Source organism: Alteromonas sp. ABH2_165, assembly GCF_056159945.1.
In genome coordinates, this window is the sequence record NZ_JBSWWF010000003.1 from 39,040 (window position 1) to 59,841 (window position 20,802).

The window sequence follows — 20,802 nt, forward strand, 5'->3', positions numbered from 1 at the left end:
CTTTATCTTTGTGCCGCAGCGCTCATAGCGATTTTGAGCATAGAAAACAATGTTATGTTTATTTGATGAAAGCGGGCGCTAACTGTCTAGCGCCGCTGATTGTTTAACACCAGTTCGATCTTTTTTCCGAGCTCACGTAATACTTCAACATCCTGCGATGAAAACTCTCTGGGTTCGTCATGAATGACACACAGTGTGCCGAGTTCATATCCTTGCTCAGACTTGAGGATCATGCCTGCATAAGCGCGTATAAAAGGTTCGCCTTTTACCAAAGGGCTGCCCGCAAAACGATAATCCTTAGTTGCATCAGGAACGATAAGATATTCTTCTTCCGCAATCGCGTATGTACAAAACGATACATTCCGCGGTGTTTCTGCTGCGTCCAAACATTGGCGGGATTTAAACCATTGACGATCTTCAGCCACTAAACTAATCAGGCATATTTTGCAGTTAAAATAATCCTGCGCGGATTTGGTGATGGCATCCAAATGTTCATCTGGCTCACTATCTAAAATGTTTAGTTCATCAAGTGCGCGCAATCTTTCTGCTTCATGGGGCAACAGCGGATAATCCATATATTCCTTTAAGAAAAATGTGACTAATAATTTAAATTAGCTAAATAATGGTTAACATATTTTATATGAAGTTTAAGCAATGAAGAATGTATTTTTGAAGTTTTAATGATTCTTGCGAGTCATAAGTGTAATCTTCGCTGTCGTTAGTATGCATATAACTAATTGTCACCTAAGCTATATTGAGATAAATAACTCCATTTAGGAATGGAAGCCTTGATGTTTCAGACTTCGCCTCTTTTACAGCGAATATTTGCCGTTTTAATTGTGATGGCAGGCTATCTGCTTTTCGGCACTATCAGCATGTTGGCCGCCATACCGCCTGGCTATGCAACGGCGGTATGGCCTGCGGCCGGCGTGGCCTTATTGGCCGCTTTATTGCTCGGGGCACCCGCTTATTTGGGTATCTTCATTGGTGCTTCGTTGCTTAATTTCGGTATTTCCGCTAATTACAGCGAAGCAGAACCCTCAATATTGATGTCATCAACAATGGGGGCGTTTGCTGTACTGCAGGCGTTTGTTGGCCGATTTCTTATTCGCGCAATCATCCCGCGTTCGATTAACTTTAACCGGGCCAGTGCGGTGGCAAAGTTCATCTTGCTTGGCGGCATCATTAGCCCACTTTTCAATGCAACGATCAGCAATATTTTTCTGTGGACGCAGGGCATTATTTCCGATGCTGATTTTTTCAAAAATTGGGTTAGCTGGTACATGGGGGATGCCATCGGCATTATCTTTATTGTGCCTTGGCTACTCGTATTCTTGCCGAAAACCCTGTCTGCCAGAGTGTCGAAGGTGCGTTTCGTTCTCTATTCATTGATATCTGTCACGTTATGTTCTGCGCTGTTGGGGTATTTGGTTACCAACACTGAAAAGCAGAAACACAGTATTGAGTTTGGTGTAAATGCGAATGTGCTGGAACGTTCACTAACAGGGCAATTGGCCCGTGTGTCCGATATTTTACAGGCTATCGCTGGCTTTGTAAGAATTCAGGAACAAGTGACTCCCGCCGAATTCAGAACCTTCGTCACCGAATTATTAAAAAGAAACTCTGCTATACACGGCTTGTCCTGGAATGAACGTTTGAGCGAACGTGAACTGGCTGCGTTTGAATTAACCATGCAGAAACAGTATTCCGCATTTGACCCCGACATCCATTTTGCAATTAAAAGCTTGGCTGCGGCTACTCAAACCGGCGCCAATGGTATCCATGTTGTTGTGTCGTATATCGAGCCGCTTGCCACCAATGTGGAAGCGCTTGGTCTGGATGTGTATTCAAACGCTTCTCGACGTGAAGCGCTTAATGCCGCGTGGCGCACAGATTCTCTTTATCCTACTGTGCCAATTAATTTGGTGCAGGGAGATTACGCCGAACCTGGTGTTTTGCTGTTTTTGCCTGCTGGCCACATCTCCGAATCTGAACATGGTGGTTACGCCACAGGGGTACTAAAAGCGCAATCGATGATTGCAACGGCTTTCGAGGGGGCGCTTCTCGAACATGGTGCGGTGTTGGTTTTCGACCCTGACGTGACAGAAGGTAATGCGACCCTTTTTCGAAATAATATCGGCGAGAAAGAAGCCAATGCGGTGATCAGCCAGTGGGCGGCAATTCGCAATGGTGTAGAACAGCAGATAACCGAAGCGTATCCGTTGTTCGAAAAACGTATTATTCAGGTTGGCGCGAGGCAGTGGGTTTTACTGCAACTCAGTGAAAGTCAGTTTCTTTATCAACCCTGGGGCGTTCACCTGTTGCTTGCAGGTACCGTGCTTTTCGCAGGTTTATTAGGGTGGTTTATCATTATTGTTGCCGGTCATACGGATGAAATTGAATTTCAGGTAGAGCGTCGAACGCTTGATTTAACTGAAGCCAATAGTCGCTTACGCGAATCTGAAAAAGCGCAGGCAGAAGCTGTGAAAGAAGCACAGCGTTCTAATCGCGCAAAAAGTGAATTCCTAGCGAACATGAGCCACGAAATCCGCACGCCCCTGAACGCCATTTTAGGGCTAAGCCGACTTGGGCTAGCACAAAATCCGCCAGCCAGTTTCGGCGATAAATTTTCCAAGATAAGCCATTCAGGCGAACTGTTGCTTGCCATCATCAATGACATTCTTGATTTCTCAAAAATAGAAGCCCAAAAACTCCAACTTGAACACCGAGTATTCTCCCTGAAAGATATTGTCAGCCAACTGCGTGATCTCTTTGCAGAGCAAGCAAAAGCGAAAGGGATTGCGCTGAATTTCCGCTTTGAGGGTAAACTCACGCCATGGATGCTGGGCGATTCACTCAGGCTGCGTCAGGTGTTGGTGAATCTGCTGAGCAATGCCATTAAATTTACCCGTCATGGCAGTGTCACCATGACATGCCGAGCAGAGAAGATCAGCGAATCTGCCAGTGAGTTAATCATTACCGTCGAAGATACCGGCATTGGTATGTCAGCATCGCAGTTGTCAGTGGTGTTTGATGCGTTCACGCAAGCGGATTCATCAACCAGTCGCAAATATGGCGGCACGGGGCTGGGCATGGCTATCTCACACCGACTAGTGACGGCCATGGAAGGTAAAATTGAAGTCAGTAGTGAGGAAAACCAAGGCACCTGTTTTACCGTTTCGTTGCCGTTTGGCATACCTTCAGAGCAAGACGTTGCGCAATACCGAGAACAATCAAAATCGGCAACAGCCAAGGGGAAAACCGTTACCAGCGGGCATATCTTGGTGGTAGAAGACAACCAAATCAATCAGGAAGTTGTTGGTGAGCAATTACGTCAAATTGGCCTGCAGGTAAGCTACGCTGACAACGGTGCGTTGGCTGTTTCTGCGGTACGGGAAAACACCTACGACCTCATTCTAATGGATATTCAAATGCCAGTGATGGATGGCTATGAGGCGACACGACATATCCGCGATGCAGGTATAACTACACCCATTGTGGCGTTAACCGCTGCGGCCATGGTAGAAGATATGCGAAAAGCGAAGGCTTGCGGCATGAATGATCACTTAAGTAAGCCGTTTCGACAGGAAGAGATGATTCGAGTATTAAACCAGTGGATAACGCGCCGTGACTAGGGGCTCGTCTTTACAGAAGGCGGTTAAGTTAAGAAGGCGACAACTTTTGTAACTTTCGTTGCAATGTGCGCCTGTGCATACCTAGTGCTTTCGCGGTAGCCGAAATATTGTTGTTATTGTCGTGCAACGCCCGCTGTATGTGCTCCCATTCAGCTTGCGCCGGGGTCATGGGTAAGTGGGGTTCCGTTTGCTCGTGTTTAGGCTGTGCACCTTCGAGGCGCTGAAGCAACGCCTGAAACGTCACGGGTTTAGAAAGGTAGTCTGTCGCCCCTTTTTTAATGGCCTGAACAGTAGTGGGGATACTGGCGTATCCCGTCATTATGATGAGGTGCTCTGGTGAAAAGTGCGTTTTTAATTGGGTGATGAAGTCGAGCCCAATTTCATCTTCCAGCATCATATCAAGAAACACCGCAAACACAGATTGGGGTTCATGGGCTAAGGCTTCCGATGCCGACGAATAGCAGTGCACAAGGTAGTCGGTTTTGGTTTTAAAACGGCGTGACAGCACTTCTGAGAGCCTCACGTCGTCGTCAATAATCAGTACAGTTTTCTTCATTATTGAACCGGTAAAAATACTGTCGTTTTAAGCACAGCGTTAGCTTCAGTGTGCATAATTTCCCAATTTACATGGCCATTGAATTTTTCAATCGTTGCATTGGTGATCACACTAGCCACACCGTTCCCTTTGTCGCTGAAAACCAATTGGCGACCTAAATGTTGCACAGAATCGGATGACAGATTTTTAACCGGATTGATAATTTCTAAGGTCCAGGTTTTATCTGTTACAGCGGTGCAAACCACGGCTTGTTGGGTATCGTCATCTGCAATTTCTTCCCACGCGTTAATAATGATATTCGTCAGCGCTGGCAATAGCGTGCGGTCAGCGCGAAGTACACCATGGGCGGCTTCGTTGTGCCATTCAATACTGGCTTCGGGCCTTGCGAGTTGCAAACTGTATCGCAGCGACTTCATGAGTTCATCGGTTTGATACACGGTGATTTTCGCTTCTCTGACTTCATCGGCAACCTGCCGCCAGTTGCTCAGTAATTGATTCAGCCGCGTGATTTGGCCGCTCATTTCGTCAATTAATGCATCATCACGCTCTTCTTGCCATTCCTCAAGTAGCAAGTTAATGGTTTGCACAGGCGTGGCTGCATCGTGGGTTAATTGCGCTGCGGCAGTGCCAATGGCAAGTAATTGCTCATTGCGAAGTTGGGTTTCTCTTAACTGCAAAATAGCAGCATTGCGTTCACGTAATTGCCATCGATAGTAGCTGATAATAGCGGCGATAAATAAACTGGTGCCAACAAAGCTAAAAACCATATTTCGGGCATGCTGTAACATGCCCCCGTGATGCAGGGTACCATCTGGATAGAGTTGGCTTAACTGACCGCCAATACTGGCAACTAATACAACGAATGCCGCAGGGAAGGGGAGCTGAATAAGCCCAATGACCAGGGGAACCAGCAAAAGGATGGCATAAGGATTACTGGCACCACCATGGAGCGCGATTACCCAGTTTCCCAGCCCAATTTCAGCCAGAACTGAAAATAAAGCGGGCAGGATAGGCAACCGCTTTTTCCCAGCCAGCAGTGTGAACAATAGCAGTAACATAGTGGGTTATTTGTCGAATGGTGTTGCGCCATTGTACGTGCAGCGGCGAGGAAATGCTGCACGACAATGGCAAATACTGACAATATCAGAAGCTGTAGCTAATGCCTGCATCAAACGAACGGCCTCGGCCAGCAATTTGATTAAAGCCATTGGTGTTGTCTTGCCTGAACTCTGCCACGCTCACGCCACCCAGCGGCGCTTGGTAGTACTCGTCGAAAAGATTAGTGATATTAAAGTGCAGGGTGAATGACTGCCAGGTATACGCGGTGTTCACATCGACAACGGAAAAGGCATCTGTGCTGTTTTCAAAACGTCTTAAGTCTACATCGTTTTTGTTGCCAACCCACTGCCAGCTTACCGATGATGAGAATGCATCGCGCACATATTCTACTGAGAGCGTGTTTTGCATTGGCAATATTTGGTATAAATCGCCGCCGTCGTCACGTTCTCCCCGCTGCCACTGGAATGCGTTTTTCAGCGTGATTTTTCCACTTGTGCTGTCCATTAATACCCGAGAGGCTTTTACGCTGGCGCCGTAGAGTTGGGCATCGGTATTGCTAAACTGCAGAATATTACGTGCCCCGGAGGTAATGCCCGAGCGGTTGAAAGTGCCAATGACTTCGACATCAATATAATCGCTGACATCGCTGTACCAGGTGCTGATTTCAGCTGCCCAGTCACCGTTGAGAACAGAATAGGTGATTGAAGCGGTATGGGCCGTTTCCGGGTTTAGGTCGATATCGCCCACATAACCATTGCCATCGCCAAACCAACCGATCATCGATGTTGCCATTGCGCCGCGGCCCCAGGTATATCGCTCGTAAAGGTTGGGCGCGCGATTTTTGCGCGCCAATCCGAATATCAGTTGACCATTGCTCTCTAATTCACGCATTGCCTGAATAGTCCCGTCAATCAGGGTGTCAGATTGTCCGCGGTCAGCCATATTAAACATCATCGCCGCTTCAGCATCTGGGCTCTGCATGGCAGTCATACCGCCCATTCCACCCATGGAGCCCATTCCCATCATGTTGCCGTCGTTGTATGCCTGTACATCGCCGGTATCGGTGGTGACATATTCTAGCCGTGCGCCAGCGCTCAAATGCCAATCGCTTTTATGAGCAGACGACCACTCAGCAAAGGCTGCCAATCGCTCTCGCTCACCGTCATTGATATTTACGTAATCGTTCGGTCCCATCATCATGGAGTTCTCAACAGCGGGCCACCAATCGTCCAGGTTATTGCGATACCATTCTTGTCCGAATACCCATTGACCTTGCGTTGATGCGGGGAGCAGCCATTTTAACTTTAATGTTAGGTCTTCACTTTCTGTGTTCATGGGCATCATGCCGGTTTTCTCTGGCGTGAAGAAACCCATCTCATGGGTAGTTCGACGCAGACTCAGCGTACTGTCCAGAGCAATATTGCTGAATTGACGTTGGTATAAAGCAGTAAAACCGGTACTACTATTATCTGTCATATCCATGTATTGATTAGGAAAGCCCTGATAAGGGATAGACTGATGAGTCAGACTAAGTTGTAGTCGTTGCTCATCATCCTGATAACCGGTATTAATGATGTGGTTGGTAGACTTGTAAAGTGTATCAATAACCTTATTTCCGCGGCCATCTTCATAGCTGTCTGCCGATACCCGGGTGCCGGCGTAGCGTATGTACCAGGTGTCATTGGCAACTAATGCGCTGGCTGACAGGGTACGTGCGGTGTCGTTGCTTTGGAAGAAATAGCCAAGTTCCGCTTCCTGGACTTGAAAGTTACTTGTGTCTGAAAAGGCCGGTTCGAAGGTGCTAATGTTGATAACACCGGCAATGTTGTCACCGCCTTCACTGACTAATGACACCCCGGGAAAAACGCTGATGTTGTGTACCTGATTGGCTGAAACATAAGACAGCGGCGGATTCATCTGATTACCACAGGCTGCCGTAATCGGGGCGCCATCTGTGAGTAATTGAATGCGGTCTCCCATCATGCCATTCATGACTGGTAGTGCGGAAACCCCGCCGGCTGCAGAAAATTGCAAACCGGCATCGGCTAAGCGTTCAGCGAGAGTTTTATCGTCATGCAGTTTTAGTGGATGGGAAGAGACTTCAATAATTTCAACAGCGTCTGGAGTGGCGTGAGCTAACACACTTAATAATCCAGCACTGGAAAGCACAGCAAAAGGCAATAATTTCACGGCAAGTCCTGCTTTTAACTTGGGAACGATTAAATTGTGGTGAAGCGCCGGCGATGGTGAATCATTTGGTTGAGTGCCGGTTTAGTTGGACGGAAGTGTATCGATTAGGTATGAAAAAGCGATGCGACATATTGTCGCACCCCGTATATTTTTTGCTCAAAATGAAGTGCTTAAGCCAGAAGTGAATGAAAATTGGACAATTATGCTGCTAAGTATGAAAGAAGTGTCATGATCGAGTCATTTCTCATTGTCATACTAATGTTTAGTTGTCATCATGACACATAGGATATACCTTTTTTGTATATACTTATTCTGTAGGAATTCGTTGTGTCTGAGAATCAAGTTTCTGTAAAGACGTTCAGTAAAGAAGAATTGAAACACGCGGTTATTTTTTCCGGCATTAGCCCTAAAGCCATGCGTCGCGTTTTTGCGGCATGGTGCGTGTTCTGTGTAGTTGTAGCAATCATTGTGGTAATGGCGCCCGACTTGAGTCAGGTGTTTCAACTTACCGTTTTCGGTGTGCTCATTGCGTTTTCAGTGGCGATGTTCGCCCAAAGCCGTATTGCCGAAGGTTGGCCGGCGATGCTGTCGTGCGAAGACGAAATTTGTGTGGTGAGAGACCCGCAAATGCGTGAGTTTGTTTGTGTTCCATCGTCGTTAGTTACTGCGGCAGAACCCACGTTAATCAAACCGAACAAAAAAGCTATCGCGCTAAAGCTCGACACCGAGAAGCTTACCGCTACGGATTTAGACACACTAAACCAAGCAGTTTGGCCAAGAGATGACAGGCTGCTGGCATTGGCTCAGTTTATTTCACGAGACAAAGCTTGCATTAAACTGCGTAAATCTTTTCCACACCTGGCATCATAGGGTTGATGCGCGCAGTTTGATTGCACAAAAAATGCACAGTGCGTCGGTTGTTGTGCATTTTTTTCCGACATTCCGTTAATTATTCCCGTCTGATTGCTGTTCTTACGCATGTCTAAATGGTAATGTTGTCTTACCATTAAAAGTAAGAATTTACGCAAATTAAGCTAAGATATTGAATTTGTTTACTTAATTTTTATGGCTTTTGCAAGTTGAAAGTAAAGCTTACGCTTTTTTAATCACCATGCAGTAAATGGCGTGAAATCTGCAATTCAATTTTTACGGCGATGCACGCACGGGTAGTGCAACGTGTCGCTGGGTAAGTTTCCTTAAGTTTTAGGTCCGGATGGACCAGTCGCAAGGTGTGTGGACGAGATGAGTGCGAATGAACAGCAAGGAGGCAACATGACCCCGAATACTATTTTAAATATTCTCGTTGTTGAAGATGATCCAACTGTAGCAAGCCACTTAACCAGCTTTCTTACTGGCCTGGGTTGGAACGTTGATTTTGCTGCCAGCGGACGAATGGCAGTTAGATTATGCAAGAGCAATCAATACGACGCTGTTTTGCTTGATGTGGTAATGCCAGACTTGAGTGGTACGGCTATTTTGCAGCATATCAAGAGTTGCTGTAATGCCCCGGTTCTGTTGATGAGCGCCAGTGAAAACAGCGATATCTCAACCCGATTTACCGACGCAGATGACATTGTGCCAGATCCAGCAAATTACCGAGATATTGTGTCTCGCTGTCAGCGGTTCGCAGAAGCTTCCGCGATGGCTATCACAGCCTAATATTCATTTCTTTAAACAAAACCCGCGACTTGCTCGCGGGTTTTTTTATATCTAAATCACGATCCGATTGTTCGCATGCAAACTCAAGGTTTTAATCTTAACGTAGTTAAAAGCGGAAAATGGTCCGAGCCTATGCTTGGCATGCGTTTTATGTGGACGAGTTCAAAATGGGATGAATGAAAAACGTGATCCAGCGGCCAGCGCAGAGGCGGATAATCGGCATGGAAGGTATTGAAAAATCCTCGGCCACGGCGGGGATCAGACATTCCGCTGATTTTACGGAAGTCCCGAGTAGTCGGAGACCAAGCAACATCATTAAGATCGCCGGTAACAATGGCGGGGGCATCTAGCTTTGCCATTTCTTTACCTACCACGGTAAGTTCTCGATCCCGTGGCTCCGCCGATTTGTTTTCCGTCGGGCTGGGTGGCTTCGGATGAACAAAATGAATTTTCACATCTTGTTGATTTATCGTTGTCCAAATCTCCATAGACGGCACGTCGCCCTCGATGATGAATCGAATTTTCTCATTACTAAATAGTTTGCGGCTATATAAGTGCATTCCATAGAGGTTTTCCAATGGACAGAAAAGCCGGTGAGGGTAGTCATCATGCAAAACTTCCAGTGCTGCTTCCCAGGCAGCGTTACTTTCCAGTGTGACCAGAATGTCGGGTTGATGCTGATCCACTAAATCAATGAGCGCTTGATAGTTATCGTTTGGCATCAGCACATTGCTGGTAAGAATAGAAATGGTCTGTGTGTCGTCATTACCGCGATATTGGTTAACTTCTGTAGGCCACAAAGGGGTATAGGGAATGACCCAGAAAAGTTGATAAGCAAACGCAATGACACAACCAGCTTGCATCCAAGCAGCCAAGACCGGTTCATCTACATACCAAAAGCACCAAAAGAGACTCAGTACGGCCAGAACAAATGCCTGTTGTAAACGAGGAAACTCCCAGACCCGAATTAACCAGTGTTGCCCTGGAAGATGGGGAATGAGGGCTGTAAGCATAAACAGCACTGACAGGATAATCATCACAGTAGTCATGGCAAGTCCATTCACTCAGAGATAGAAAAAGTTCGATATCTATAGTGCAATCTGCGTTGATTCGATCAATACGGTTAATTTGTAAACATAAAGTAAAACATTCCTAAAGTTGCGAAAAAATTGCAAGTTGTGGCACGTCAAAATGTGTATATTTTTTAGAAAGCTTTTTAAATCAGTATTTTATTTTGTTGGTATGAAGTTGGCATCAGCTAATGTGCTTGATAATTAAGGAGAGCAAAATTATGAAACGTACAATTCTTTCACTGTTAGTTGCTGGTACATTAACGACATCTGCATTTGCAGGCACTATGGACTCTTCGAATAAGTGGGAAGAAGGTGCTAAAGATGCCTGGATTGATGGCAAAGCTGAAGCAACATTGTTGTTTAACGGAAACCTGAATTCTTTCGACATTAATACCGACGTGCAGAACGGCAAAGTTGTGCTTACCGGTAAGGTGGAGAATTCGGTAGATAAAAAGCTTGCTGAAGAACTTGTCGCCAACATTGACGGTGTGACCGATGTGGACAACCAGCTGACCATTCTAGCGGACCACGACGATGCTGATGTCGATAATGACGACATGGATGGTGAAGCAGCCATGGATAAACTCACCGACGCAAAAATAGCGACAGTGATTAAAACCCGTCTGCTAATGGACACAGACATTTCAGGATTCGACATCGACGTAGATGTGAAGGCTGGTAATGTTACGCTTACAGGTACGGTCGATTCAGACGCTGAGCGCGACTTGGCGGTTGAGATTGCCAAAAATGCGTCTGATGTAACAGATGTGGAAGACAACCTGAAAGTGGTTGAGCCTCAAAAAGCAATGGCTTCTGAATAACAAGCCAGTGTTAAGCTAGTCGGAGTCGTTACTCCCAAACAAACGCCCGGTGATACGCACCGGGCGTTTTCGATCTTGGCTTTCAGCGCTTTGTGTAGGCAAGTAGCATGCTGTGAAAATCTTTCCTGCCTCAGGTAAAAACTATCCATAAGTCTAAAGTTGGCATTCTTTTACAATGCTGAACTACCCGATATTAGCTTTTTCTAGTAAAAAAGTGCTATCCATTGTGGTTATTTCAAGTCATTGATTAAATTGATTTTAATTGCATTTATTCAACTGGTGAAACCATTTTTTTTGCCTGGCTAAAGCCTTTCTAACCCATTCACTCTAATCTGGCCTGAAAATTGGAAGTATGAAGGTGTGTAAGTTTACTAATACCCTTCTAAAAGGAATTGTATGAAATTTTTAAAAACCAAGCATCGCCCACTTCCAGAAACGTCTTTCGAGCGTTTTATCCATTCGCAGCCGGTTTTTAACTGGTTCGATCGTTACGATAAAGCCGATAAAAAAGTGGGAAGAGTGAGCCCGGCTCTCGGAGCAGAAGCGCAGGTGGTTGGTAAGTAATTGATTTTATAACGTTCCGGACTTGATTAACCTTCCAGGCAAAGTTTCGCTTAACCAAGATGGTGATATACATGAATTACTTAAAAATTGCAGTAATGACAGTGTTATTAACAACCAGCCTTGTAGCACTAGGCTCAGGAAAACAAATATCTTCCTGGCTCGGCGAAACGCAACCCATGTCTCAGCCTTCAGGCGATTTAACGCACGTTGAAGCTCTTTATAACGAGCTGGAATTTGACCCGCAAAATCGTATTCATCAAATTCGAAAATCAAGAATTGAGCATTATCTCCAGCAAGCACGTAGTTATGAAGAGAATGATTGGGATTACAACAGGGATGAAGCTCTGGAACGTGCCCAAAATATAATGATACACCACGAGAGGAAGGAAAGTGGTACCTATGCAAGTATCTAAGTCGAGCGCGTTAGCTCTCTGTTTTTTAGTCCTTGGGGGCTGTGCATCAGCACCACAAAATACTGCAAAATCTACCGCAGAAAATAATTCCGTTCAGGCTCCTAAGGAGCCTGAACTTGCATCTGAACTGGCGCGAGGCGAGAAGGTTACAGTACAAACAAGCCAGGGACCACTCGAAGTAGAGCCCACGGTGGTTGCGATTGGAGATGGCGGCCAGCCAGGCACAGAGCAGGGAAGTGAACCGGTTTATAACGACCCATGGGAAGGGTTTAATCGTGCCATGTTCAGCTTTAATAATGTTTCCTATCGCTACGTACTTATTCCCCTTTCCGATGGCTACAAATTTGTCGTGCCAGGTGTTGTCCGAGATAAAATAGGCAATGCTTTTGATAATCTACGAGAGCCTCTTAACCTCGTAAACAATACTGTTTCTGGCGAGTTTAGCCACGCTGGTTCTAATCTTGGTCGTTTTCTGATTAATTCCACCATCGGGTTATTAGGATTGTTCGACCCCGCTGAAGCGTGGTTCGACATCGCACCACAAAAACAGACTATTGCCAATACTTTGCAAGACTACGACATCACGTCCGGACCCTATTTGGTTATCCCGATCCTTGGCCCAAGTGATACCCGAGGCGCATTCTCTACCCTTACTGAAGGGTTTGTTCATCCTGTTAATTATATTGCGGATCCTCCCGAGCGTTATCAACTGAGAATGTTCGATGGTCTGGACGATTTTTCTGAGCAGTCTGATATCTATCAGCAGCTCTACGACCAGGCTGACGATCCTTACATCTACTTCCGTAATCAATATATTCAGGGACAGCGACGCGATGAACTCTTCGAACTCAGCGACAGCGAACAACAAAATAACGAGTAAACTTGCACGTGGAATCATCAGTGCACGCTGGTTTATTCTTGTTGCATTTGTTATTGCGCTAGCGGGACTGGGTTTTTATATTAAACAGTTCCGTATTGATGCGTCTGCCGATACCTTGCTGGTAAAAGACAATAAGCTATACATTCAAACGCAGGTGGCAGACCAAACGTTTAATCCTCAAGAGTTCATATTACTGGCTTATCAGCCCAAGGGGCATGAACTCTTCAGCCGTCAGACTTTTGATGACATTGAAATGTTGTCAGAACGTATCAAACAAATTGACCGCGTAGAAGCGGTAACATCGATTATCAATGTGCCACTGATCAACGATACGAGTGCATTAACCGGCGACACCAGTGTGGATTCCCTTACCTGGGAAAATCAACGCTATTCTCCGGCGCAAATGAAGCAGTTGATTGTGGGTCATCCCATCTTTACCGATTTGTTAGTTAATCGCCAGGGCACCGCCACGGGCATGCAAATCGTGTTCAAAGATAATCCTGAATTGGTGCGTATTAACAACGAGATTACCAATATTCAGAAGAAGGTGCTAAATGGCGAAGCGCTCAGTGAAGAAGATAACGCCCGCATCGCATCGCTGCAGCAACAGGCCGATCCCATCCGTCAGCAGCTTACCGAAACCCGAAAGCAAGAAATCGCACAGATAGAGGAAATTACCCAATCGGTTGCCACTAGAGCGAACACGTATTTAGGTGGCGCTTACGTGGTAGGCCAGCATCTCATTGATATCATCAAGTCTGATCTCACGACGTTTGGTAGTGCCATCGCTGCGGTAATTATTTTATTGTTGGCGCTGTTATATCGCTCTTTTAAGTGGGTGTTTTTCCCACTGTTATCTTGCTCCGTGAGCGTGTTTCTTACCATGAGCCTATTCGGGTTTCTAGATATGCGCACAACGGTGATATCAGCCAACTTTGTCGCGTTGCAGCTAATTCTTACGTTGGCCGTCATGATTCATATCATCGGGAGCTACCGAGAAATCAGTCGCGATAACCCTGACTTCAGTCAGCGGCAGCGTATTATTGCCACCCTCGAGGACAAACTATCACCTTGTTTTTACGCAACACTGACAACGTCTGTGGGTTTCGGCTCGCTGATCTTTTCCGGCCTGCAACCGGTGGTCGCATTTGGTTGGATGATGCTGATGTCGATGCTCATTACCATGGCGGTGAGCTTATTATTGTTCCCGGCGTTACTGTCTTTCCTGCCTGCCAGTAAAGAGACTACCGAGTACCGTTTTATTACCGGTTTTCTTGCTGCTACCCGTAAGTTGTCATTAAAAGCACCGTTGGCGGTAAGTGCAGCTGTGCTGGCGGTGTTTGTTGTTGCGGCTCTGGGGATCAGTCGCCTTAACGTTGAAAATTCTTTCATTAACTATTTCGACACCGACACGCAAATTTACCAGGAACTGGCATTTATTGATCGCGAATTTGGGGGCTCAACAGCACTCGATATTGTGTTAAAGCTTGATGACGAGAGTGCTGACGGAGAAGTGGTGCTGAATGCGAATACGGTAGCGCAATTGCAATTAGCGCAAGCGGCGATAAAAGCGTTTGAAGCGACCGGAAGCGTTACCTCTGTTGTGAATTTCACTGAATTAGCAAAGCAACTAAACGGCGGACGACCGTTAACGGAGTACGAGCTTAATACCATCTATGTCTTGCTGGACGAAAAAGTGGTGAATCAGTTAGTGGGTGCGTATTTTTCTGAAGCGGACAATACATTTCGTATTTCCACGCGCATTCAGGACACCACAGAAGGCCTGAATCGCCAACAATTTATGGATCAGTTAAATAGCGACTTACAAGCTGTCGGTTTGGAAAAAGACCAATATCAACTCACCAGTTTGTTTGTGCTTTATCAAGATATCCTCAGTCGTTTATTTGATTCGCAGATAAAAACACTGGGTATTGTTTATGCAGTTTTAGCGGTGGTGCTGTTTGCGATATTCCGTTCGTTAAAAGTTACTCTAATCGCATTGTTGCCAAACGTGCTAACAACATTAGGCATTCTTGGGGTAATTGGTTGGGCAGGCATTTCGCTTGATATAATGACCATTACCATAGCGGCTATTGCGATGGGCATAGCGGTAGACGATACCATCCATTTTTTACACAGTTATCTGCAGGGCATGAAATCGTCTGATGGCAAGACCGCTGCAGCGGGCAGTGAGTCTGCATTCGGACATTCAGGGTTAGCAATTCTGTTCACTTCAGTGATCATTGCCACGGGATTTTCACTTTTCGGGTTTTCCGATTTTCTGCCTAGCGTGTATTTCGGACTGCTCACCGCACTGGCTATGCTGTTTGCTTTGTTCACCGATTTAACTTTATTGCCGGCTTTGCTCAATCGCTTCGTTGGCAATCGTAAATCCGCTAAGACTGAATAGCTAACACCTCCACAATAATGCTATGCAATAATAGGCACACCTTTTCCGGTGTGCCTTTTTTATTTTGGAGTGTTAAATGCAGATATGCGGACCTGATGGTGTTGGTAATGTTCATGGGCCGGTGCAAGTTTATATGGCAAATCGTCCCGCGTTTGACCTGGCCGGGGAAGCAGGCGTCGTTACACCCATCGATATTCATATCATTAATGGTATTAACGCAGAATGTGGAAACGGTTGGCGAAAGGTATTTAATGTCTATGCAAAATGGATGTTTAGTTTGTGTGAAGGCTTGGCTATTTCAAAAGCAACAACATGGCAAACGTATCGAGACGAACAGTTACTCACAGCCCAAGGCGATACGGCCTTATGGTTCGCACCGCCCACTGCGTTTAATCCGCAACACCTAAACATTGTGATGGGAAAAACCTATGCTGGCCAACTTGATCTGACACAGCGTATGAACTGGGTAAGCGCTGATTTTGCCGTTTGTCGACAACGAAACCTCATCGTTACACCCTATTTTGATTATCGGCAACTTACTAACGACAAAATCGGCTTTCTGAATTATCTGATACGCAGCCAACTGCTCGACGAAAACGCTATGCGACAGCAGGGCAGTTGGCTGCAGGCTTTGGAAGATACCATGTGATAGTGGTTTTCTTTTTCAAAGTAAATTGGTGCTTGAAGCGGCAGTTTCGTAATCTGTGTAGCCTATATGATTGCCACCAAAAAAATGTGCTTTGCTGGGAATTGTCAAAGGTAGGCCCTTTGCAAGTTTCATGGGAAGATCGGGATTTGCGATAAAAGGACGACCAAAACCAAGCAAATCTGCCCAGTTATTTTGAATGGCTTGCTGAGCTTTGAGCAAATCATATTGTCCTGAATATATTAACGTTCCTTTAAATATTATGCGGATGGCTTCCTTAAAAGCAACTGGCATCTTTGGCGAATCTTCCCAATCGGCTTCTGCAATATGAATATATCCCACCTTTAATTCTTGCAGTAGAGAGGCAACAGCGAGATAGGTAGACTCTGGCGTGTTGTCGACCGTACCTTGAAGCGTGGTTAATGGGGAGAGACGAACGCCAATCTTCTGGGCAGGTATTTCCTCTTTAACAGCTTGTACTATCTCACTTAAAAACCTAAGTCGGTTACTCAGACTTCCGCCGTAAGCGTCTTGCCGCAAGTTGGCTTCGGAATCGATAAACTGATTAATTAAGTACCCGTTCGCACCATGCAGTTCAATGCCATCGAAACCCGCTGAACTTGCATTTCTCGCAGCCTGTCTAAATTCTTCAATTACCCTTCTGATGTCTTCTATTTCCATTGCCCTGGGTTCAGAATGTTGAACCATCTCACCACTTCCTTCATCTGGGCCATGATTCATAGGATCAATGAACACATTTACCCCCTCTGCGATTAAAGCAGAAGAGCTAATGGGGGCGGAATTACCTGGTTGAAGAGAACGATGAGATACCCGGCCTACATGCCAGAGTTGCGCGTATATCACGCCACCGGATTGATGTACCGCATCTGTTACAACTTTCCAACCTTCAACTTGATCATTTGTAAAAATGCCCGGGGTCCAAGCATATCCCTGACCTTGTTGGCTTATTTGCGTACCTTCCGAAATGATCAGGCCCGCCGACGCTCGTTGCGCGTAATACTCAGCCATAAGTGGTGTGGCAACATTTCCGCTAGCAGCTCTTGCTCTTGTCATGGGTGGCATAACGATGCGGTTGGTCAGTTCTCTTTCATTTAATTGATATTTTGAAAAAAGCATTAGTTTTTTGCTCCCATTTGGGTTGAGGCAGTTATTCACTTTGAGAAGATTGCTGTATCGAATCCATAAGCCATGGCTCTATTCCCTTCAACACTGGGGTGGAGGTGATCGCCAGAATCAAACTTCGGATTCAACCTGTTTGGGCGCTCTGGTGATTGGAGTATTTTTTCCATGTCGATAACACCATCGAATACATCAGCACGTTTGATCCAATCATTAAGAGCCAAGCGAAGCGCGTTTTTTTCTTTTTTGTAATAGTTGTCGAGAGGCGTGTTGGGCAATGCCCCTTCGAATGGAGGGAGTGTAGAGGCAAAGATTTTTATTCCCTGGTTTTGTGCCTGCTCAGCTAATTGGGTATACCCTTCTATTAATCTGTCGAGGTCTGGTCTATCGCTATGTGGCGCAAAGCGTGTACCTGGCCAGGCAATATCATTAATACCCAATAAGACTATTAAGCTCGAAACACCAGGCTTCGATAATACGTCTCGATCTAACCGACCTAAAGCACTGCTGCCCATCCCGTCAGATAACAATCGTCCACCGGATATTCCGGCATTGAAAACTGCAATGCCTTGTTTGCTCAGTCGCTCTGCAAGAAAATCGGTCCAGCGTGTGTTGTTGTCGAGGCCAGCAGTGGCACCATCTGTAATAGAATCTCCGATAACAGCGATGGCACCGCGCTCATATCTCTTACTCACAAAGAGACTACTGACAAATAAACGGGCAGTTGTTTCGATATGATTAGTACTTAGAGTGGATGTCTGAGTTTGGTCACCGTGCAAGATATAATTAGTCTGCCGTCCATCCCAGTGGAATGTTTCCAGCGTTGTCTTTTCTGGTAGATAGGCAGAGACAACGACATTTGCCAATGACGGTAATTCGAATGATATGTCGTCACTCAGAAGTGTTGCTCCTGCAGGAATTATCGCTTCTTTAGACCCGCCGAATGTAACTGAAATATGCTGTTTAACGGTGTAGACATCTGTAGCATTTTCAGACAATCCAACTGTTACGCTTCCTAATTTTACCGGCGTTTTTCCATAGGCATTCGACATTTCGATTTTAAAAGAATCACCACCAAGACTTAACCTGATAGCTTGTCTTACCGTTTGATCTTCAATTGATTTAGGTATATTGGTAGGGAAAATGAAACCGTCGTTCCATACAGCCTGCGGGCTGGAAGTCCACGACGTAGTAAATGAATCGTGGAAACTATTCGCCATTACTGGGTTTAAAATAAGTCCGGCGATGACAGATGCAGTTAATTGATATGAAAGTATATTTCTCATTGATACATTCCAGTTGGTTTGAATGCAGAAAGTATCGAATAAAATTTAAGTTTGAAAAATAATCAATAAGGAATATTATTTGTGCCTTTAATTCACAAGGTAGGGGCAATATTACAGTGGCTAAAAATGATGCCAACCGTTCAGCGGAATTGGAAACTTTTATAAAAGTTGTTGAACTTGGCAGTTTTTCTTCTGCAGCCCGTTTTCTAGATAATACGCCTTCCGCCATCAGCAAAACGATCTCGAAGTTAGAGCGACGATTGGGAGCCAGACTATTTAATCGTTCAACGAGACAGCTTTCATTAACAAGTGAAGGGTGTGTGTTCTACGAACAAGGAATGGAAATCATTGCAGCATTAAATGATGCCGAGCGATTAGTGGGTCAGCAAAAAAAACCATCAGGCAAAATACGCGTTAATTGCAATATACCTTTTGGTAAAAAATATATTTTGCCGCTAATTCCACAGTTTTTAGCCACGTACCCTGAAATTAGCCTTCATCTGGAGCTATCAGATAAAGTGATTAATGTACTTGAAGAAAGTGTCGATGTTGCTATCAGAACAGGTAAGTTAGCAGACTCCAATCTCATTTCAAAGAAACTTGGAACAGCAAAAATGGTTGTAGTTTGCTCACCCCATTACGTGAATGCTAAAGGCTGTCCTACAACGCCAAAAGAGTTGAAAATTCACAATTGTCTGGACTTCACATTTGCGCGGGCAGCACGAGAATGGCCTTTTATCGTTGCTGGGAAGGAGGTGTTAATTGCTCCACAAGGCAATGTAAAAGTGAGTGATGGCGATGCTTTGCGACATCTTTTGCTATCTGGTCTTGGTATCGGCAGGCTCGCTTATTTTCAGGTGGAAGAGGATATAAAAGCAGGGAAACTCATTCCCATTCTCGAAGACTATACACCTAACGCTACCGAGGATATCTATGGCGTGTATGTTGGTCAGGGAGGAATGTTACCGAATCGAATTCGTGCATTTATTGATTTTCTATTTCATCATCTGGAAGTCTGTTAGTGTTGTTTGCCGACACTGTGAGTACAAAATTCTAGTTACGCATAGTACATCTAATGTGTTGCTCATGTACTAATTCAGGCGCAAAAAAACCAGGCATGTAGCCTGGTTTCATTGTATCGATTGGTATTAGCAATCGGTATCTTTAGCGTCAGCGCCTTCTTTCACGTCTTCACAGGCGTCTTCAACAGCGTTACCAGCGTCAGTCATCACTTCGTCCAGTTCTTCGCCTGCGTTTTCTGCTTCACCGTCGCCACAAGCGGCCAGAGTAAATGCAAAACCTGCTACCAACATCGCTTTCAAAAATAACTTATAGTATTTCATCGTCCTTTCTCCTTGTTCCAATTAAATTATACTCTAGGTGATTTACCGCGCAGTGCATTGGCGATAAGTGAAATCACCAGCAACGCGACAAATACAAAGAATAGAAATTGAGCAATGCCTGATGCTGCACCAGCAATGCCACCGAAGCCAAAAACTGCTGCAATAATGGCGATAATGAAAAATGTAACTGCCCAACCTAGCATAATAATTTCCTCATATTGCTCTTCGTAAAGTTCGTTTAACTTTCGTTAAGTTCGTATTGATTGATGCTGGTATTGTGCCAAGGTTAAAAGTTATTATTTATCATATAGTTAATTTGTTCCTGCTAGCGTGTTCATAAAACTGCTGGCAAAGAGTTACAACTTATCTGCATTTTTTACACATCAATTCCTTATGCGACTAGCATCACTTGGTGAGCTTGATAAACTAGCAGTTGTAACAACATACATTTATTCAATGGCATTCATTTAAGTAGAGCATCATGACAAAACATCATTCAGCATTTATTGGCCTTATGCAGCGAGCAAGAAACGTGAAGCGATGGCCGTTAATGGCACAGTTTCAAGAAGAGATGCTTTCTACCCACATCTATGAAGCGGCAGTGGTGGCCCATATGCTTGGCGCCATAGCGAAAGATGTGTTTAACGAAGCTGTAGAACCAGATCGCGTAGCCAGTATGGCAATTTTCCATGAAGGCAGTGAAATAGCCGGCATGAGCGATATTCCTAGCCCTGTTAAATATCATGATCCGGAAACGACAGCAGCGATAAAGAAACTAGAGCGACGTTTTGAAGCGATGCTTCTGCAAACCTTACCTGAACCGCTTAGAGAAAGGTATCAGCCTTTAATCGAACAAGACAAAGAAGATATTCATGTGGCACTGGCAAAAGCTGCAGACGTCTTGTGCGCGTATCTCAAGTGTGATTATGAATTATCGAAGTCGAACTCGGAGTTTTCTAATGCAATGCACGAAATGGAAATTCAATTAAGAAAGTACCGTGAAACTTTTAAAAGTGTCGACTATTTTTGCCAGGTATTCCTGGAAGATGCAAAGGGAACGCTAGATGAACAAACCCGCGATTTAGATTGGGTAGAACGGGCAAACACCATCAATATTAAAGAGTAAG

20 protein-coding genes are annotated in these 20,802 nt (G+C 45.2%); 11 read left to right on the top strand and 9 right to left on the bottom strand.

Going from position 1 to position 20,802, the window contains the following annotated elements:
- Positions 1-86 precede the first annotated feature (86 nt).
- Positions 87-575 carry a GAF domain-containing protein gene (locus ACXAFQ_RS07515; protein WP_474819406.1) on the bottom strand — a complete coding sequence of 163 codons (489 nt, stop codon included), beginning with the start codon at positions 573-575 and terminating at the stop codon, positions 87-89.
- 216 nt (positions 576-791) lie between these two features.
- Between ACXAFQ_RS07515 and ACXAFQ_RS07520 the strand changes: the two genes are divergently transcribed.
- Positions 792-3,635: an ATP-binding protein gene (locus ACXAFQ_RS07520; protein WP_474819409.1), complete on the top strand. Its 2,844-nt coding sequence runs from the start codon at positions 792-794 to the stop codon at positions 3,633-3,635.
- A 28-nt stretch (positions 3,636-3,663) separates the two neighbouring features.
- On the opposite strand, the gene ACXAFQ_RS07525 is transcribed toward ACXAFQ_RS07520, so the two are convergent.
- From ACXAFQ_RS07525 to ACXAFQ_RS07535, 3 genes are all read right to left on the bottom strand, one after another.
- A complete protein-coding gene (locus ACXAFQ_RS07525) occupies positions 3,664-4,191 on the bottom strand; it encodes a response regulator transcription factor (protein ID WP_474819412.1) in 528 nt (175 codons plus the stop codon).
- The gene (locus ACXAFQ_RS07530) at positions 4,191-5,249 is read right to left on the bottom strand and encodes a sensor histidine kinase (protein WP_474819415.1); all 1,059 of its coding nucleotides are present in this window, start codon (positions 5,247-5,249) and stop codon (positions 4,191-4,193) included. Before ACXAFQ_RS07530 ends, ACXAFQ_RS07525 begins: the two co-directional genes overlap by 1 nt.
- An 85-nt stretch (positions 5,250-5,334) precedes the next feature.
- The gene (locus ACXAFQ_RS07535) at positions 5,335-7,440 is read right to left on the bottom strand and encodes a TonB-dependent receptor (protein WP_474819419.1); all 2,106 of its coding nucleotides are present in this window, start codon (positions 7,438-7,440) and stop codon (positions 5,335-5,337) included.
- Positions 7,441-7,767: 327 nt separating this feature from the next.
- On the opposite strand from ACXAFQ_RS07535, the gene ACXAFQ_RS07540 reads away from it, so the two are divergent.
- Together ACXAFQ_RS07540 and ACXAFQ_RS07545 are read left to right on the top strand one after the other, a co-directional pair.
- Positions 7,768-8,310, top strand: coding sequence for a hypothetical protein (locus tag ACXAFQ_RS07540; protein ID WP_474819421.1), 543 nt, complete (start codon positions 7,768-7,770; stop codon positions 8,308-8,310).
- A 402-nt stretch (positions 8,311-8,712) separates the two neighbouring features.
- On the top strand, positions 8,713-9,099 hold the full coding sequence (locus ACXAFQ_RS07545; protein WP_474819423.1) for a response regulator transcription factor: 387 nt from the start codon (positions 8,713-8,715) through the stop codon (positions 9,097-9,099).
- An 83-nt stretch (positions 9,100-9,182) separates the two neighbouring features.
- Here ACXAFQ_RS07545 and ACXAFQ_RS07550 read toward each other — a convergent pair whose 3' ends face one another.
- Positions 9,183-10,148: an endonuclease/exonuclease/phosphatase family protein gene (locus tag ACXAFQ_RS07550; RefSeq protein ID WP_474819427.1), complete on the bottom strand. Its 966-nt coding sequence runs from the start codon at positions 10,146-10,148 to the stop codon at positions 9,183-9,185.
- 242 nt (positions 10,149-10,390) lie between these two features.
- On the opposite strand from ACXAFQ_RS07550, the gene ACXAFQ_RS07555 reads away from it, so the two are divergent.
- The 6 genes from ACXAFQ_RS07555 (at position 10,391) to ACXAFQ_RS07580 (ending at position 15,909) form a co-directional block, all read left to right on the top strand.
- Entirely contained in the window at positions 10,391-10,993 is a 603-nt protein-coding gene (locus ACXAFQ_RS07555; RefSeq protein WP_474819430.1) for a BON domain-containing protein, read from the top strand.
- Positions 10,994-11,389: 396 nt separating this feature from the next.
- Positions 11,390-11,557 (top strand): hypothetical protein, encoded by a 168-nt coding sequence (locus ACXAFQ_RS07560; RefSeq protein WP_474819434.1) that lies wholly within the window; start codon positions 11,390-11,392, stop codon positions 11,555-11,557.
- A gap of 71 nt (positions 11,558-11,628) precedes the next feature.
- Positions 11,629-11,970 carry a hypothetical protein gene (locus ACXAFQ_RS07565; RefSeq protein ID WP_474819436.1) on the top strand — a complete coding sequence of 114 codons (342 nt, stop codon included), beginning with the start codon at positions 11,629-11,631 and terminating at the stop codon, positions 11,968-11,970.
- Complete coding sequence (locus ACXAFQ_RS07570) at positions 11,957-12,850, top strand: MlaA family lipoprotein (RefSeq protein WP_474819439.1); 894 nt, start codon at positions 11,957-11,959, stop codon at positions 12,848-12,850. Before ACXAFQ_RS07565 ends, ACXAFQ_RS07570 begins: the two co-directional genes overlap by 14 nt.
- On the top strand, positions 12,804-15,260 hold the full coding sequence (locus tag ACXAFQ_RS07575; protein ID WP_474819442.1) for an efflux RND transporter permease subunit: 2,457 nt from the start codon (positions 12,804-12,806) through the stop codon (positions 15,258-15,260). Before ACXAFQ_RS07570 ends, ACXAFQ_RS07575 begins: the two co-directional genes overlap by 47 nt.
- 76 nt (positions 15,261-15,336) lie before the next feature.
- Positions 15,337-15,909, top strand: coding sequence for a DUF6942 family protein (locus ACXAFQ_RS07580; protein ID WP_474819446.1), 573 nt, complete (start codon positions 15,337-15,339; stop codon positions 15,907-15,909).
- A gap of 15 nt (positions 15,910-15,924) precedes the next feature.
- Here the strand turns inward: ACXAFQ_RS07580 and ACXAFQ_RS07585 are convergent, their stop codons facing one another.
- Positions 15,925-17,043 carry an alkene reductase gene (locus ACXAFQ_RS07585; RefSeq protein WP_474819450.1) on the bottom strand — a complete coding sequence of 373 codons (1,119 nt, stop codon included), beginning with the start codon at positions 17,041-17,043 and terminating at the stop codon, positions 15,925-15,927.
- A 35-nt stretch (positions 17,044-17,078) separates the two neighbouring features.
- Positions 17,079-18,332, bottom strand: a complete 1,254-nt coding sequence (locus ACXAFQ_RS07590; RefSeq protein ID WP_474819455.1) for an SGNH/GDSL hydrolase family protein — start codon at positions 18,330-18,332, stop codon at positions 17,079-17,081.
- 116 nt (positions 18,333-18,448) lie between these two features.
- On the opposite strand from ACXAFQ_RS07590, the gene ACXAFQ_RS07595 reads away from it, so the two are divergent.
- On the top strand, positions 18,449-19,354 hold the full coding sequence (locus tag ACXAFQ_RS07595) for a LysR substrate-binding domain-containing protein (protein WP_474819458.1): 906 nt from the start codon (positions 18,449-18,451) through the stop codon (positions 19,352-19,354).
- A 126-nt stretch (positions 19,355-19,480) separates the two neighbouring features.
- On the opposite strand, the gene ACXAFQ_RS07600 is transcribed toward ACXAFQ_RS07595, so the two are convergent.
- Positions 19,481-19,675 carry a hypothetical protein gene (locus ACXAFQ_RS07600; RefSeq protein ID WP_070125300.1) on the bottom strand — a complete coding sequence of 65 codons (195 nt, stop codon included), beginning with the start codon at positions 19,673-19,675 and terminating at the stop codon, positions 19,481-19,483.
- 26 nt (positions 19,676-19,701) lie between these two features.
- Positions 19,702-19,878 carry a DUF1328 domain-containing protein gene (locus ACXAFQ_RS07605; RefSeq protein WP_070125299.1) on the bottom strand — a complete coding sequence of 59 codons (177 nt, stop codon included), beginning with the start codon at positions 19,876-19,878 and terminating at the stop codon, positions 19,702-19,704.
- 278 nt (positions 19,879-20,156) lie between these two features.
- On the opposite strand from ACXAFQ_RS07605, the gene yfbR reads away from it, so the two are divergent.
- Positions 20,157-20,801, top strand: coding sequence for a 5'-deoxynucleotidase (yfbR, locus tag ACXAFQ_RS07610; RefSeq protein WP_474819461.1), 645 nt, complete (start codon positions 20,157-20,159; stop codon positions 20,799-20,801).
- The last annotated feature ends 1 nt before the right edge of the window (position 20,802 follow it).

Bases quoted from the DNA above. Each gene is read 5' to 3' on its own strand.
- ACXAFQ_RS07575 (WP_474819442.1), top strand. From the start codon at position 12,804: ATGAACTCTTCGAACTCAGCGACAGCGAACAACAAAATAACGAGTAAA.
- ACXAFQ_RS07585 (WP_474819450.1), bottom strand. From the start codon at position 17,043: ATGCTTTTTTCAAAATATCAATTAAATGAAAGAGAACTGACCAACCGC.
- ACXAFQ_RS07605 (WP_070125299.1), bottom strand. From the start codon at position 19,878: ATGCTAGGTTGGGCAGTTACATTTTTCATTATCGCCATTATTGCAGCA.
- ACXAFQ_RS07515 (WP_474819406.1), bottom strand. From the start codon at position 575: ATGGATTATCCGCTGTTGCCCCATGAAGCAGAAAGATTGCGCGCACTT.
- ACXAFQ_RS07525 (WP_474819412.1), bottom strand. From the start codon at position 4,191: ATGAAGAAAACTGTACTGATTATTGACGACGACGTGAGGCTCTCAGAA.
- ACXAFQ_RS07590 (WP_474819455.1), bottom strand. From the start codon at position 18,332: ATGAGAAATATACTTTCATATCAATTAACTGCATCTGTCATCGCCGGA.
- ACXAFQ_RS07530 (WP_474819415.1), bottom strand. From the start codon at position 5,249: ATGTTACTGCTATTGTTCACACTGCTGGCTGGGAAAAAGCGGTTGCCT.
- ACXAFQ_RS07580 (WP_474819446.1), top strand. From the start codon at position 15,337: ATGCAGATATGCGGACCTGATGGTGTTGGTAATGTTCATGGGCCGGTG.
- yfbR (WP_474819461.1), top strand. From the start codon at position 20,157: ATGACAAAACATCATTCAGCATTTATTGGCCTTATGCAGCGAGCAAGA.
- ACXAFQ_RS07560 (WP_474819434.1), top strand. From the start codon at position 11,390: ATGAAATTTTTAAAAACCAAGCATCGCCCACTTCCAGAAACGTCTTTC.
- ACXAFQ_RS07545 (WP_474819423.1), top strand. From the start codon at position 8,713: ATGACCCCGAATACTATTTTAAATATTCTCGTTGTTGAAGATGATCCA.
- ACXAFQ_RS07520 (WP_474819409.1), top strand. From the start codon at position 792: ATGTTTCAGACTTCGCCTCTTTTACAGCGAATATTTGCCGTTTTAATT.
- ACXAFQ_RS07550 (WP_474819427.1), bottom strand. From the start codon at position 10,148: ATGACTACTGTGATGATTATCCTGTCAGTGCTGTTTATGCTTACAGCC.
- ACXAFQ_RS07570 (WP_474819439.1), top strand. From the start codon at position 11,957: ATGCAAGTATCTAAGTCGAGCGCGTTAGCTCTCTGTTTTTTAGTCCTT.
- ACXAFQ_RS07600 (WP_070125300.1), bottom strand. From the start codon at position 19,675: ATGAAATACTATAAGTTATTTTTGAAAGCGATGTTGGTAGCAGGTTTT.
- ACXAFQ_RS07565 (WP_474819436.1), top strand. From the start codon at position 11,629: ATGAATTACTTAAAAATTGCAGTAATGACAGTGTTATTAACAACCAGC.
- ACXAFQ_RS07555 (WP_474819430.1), top strand. From the start codon at position 10,391: ATGAAACGTACAATTCTTTCACTGTTAGTTGCTGGTACATTAACGACA.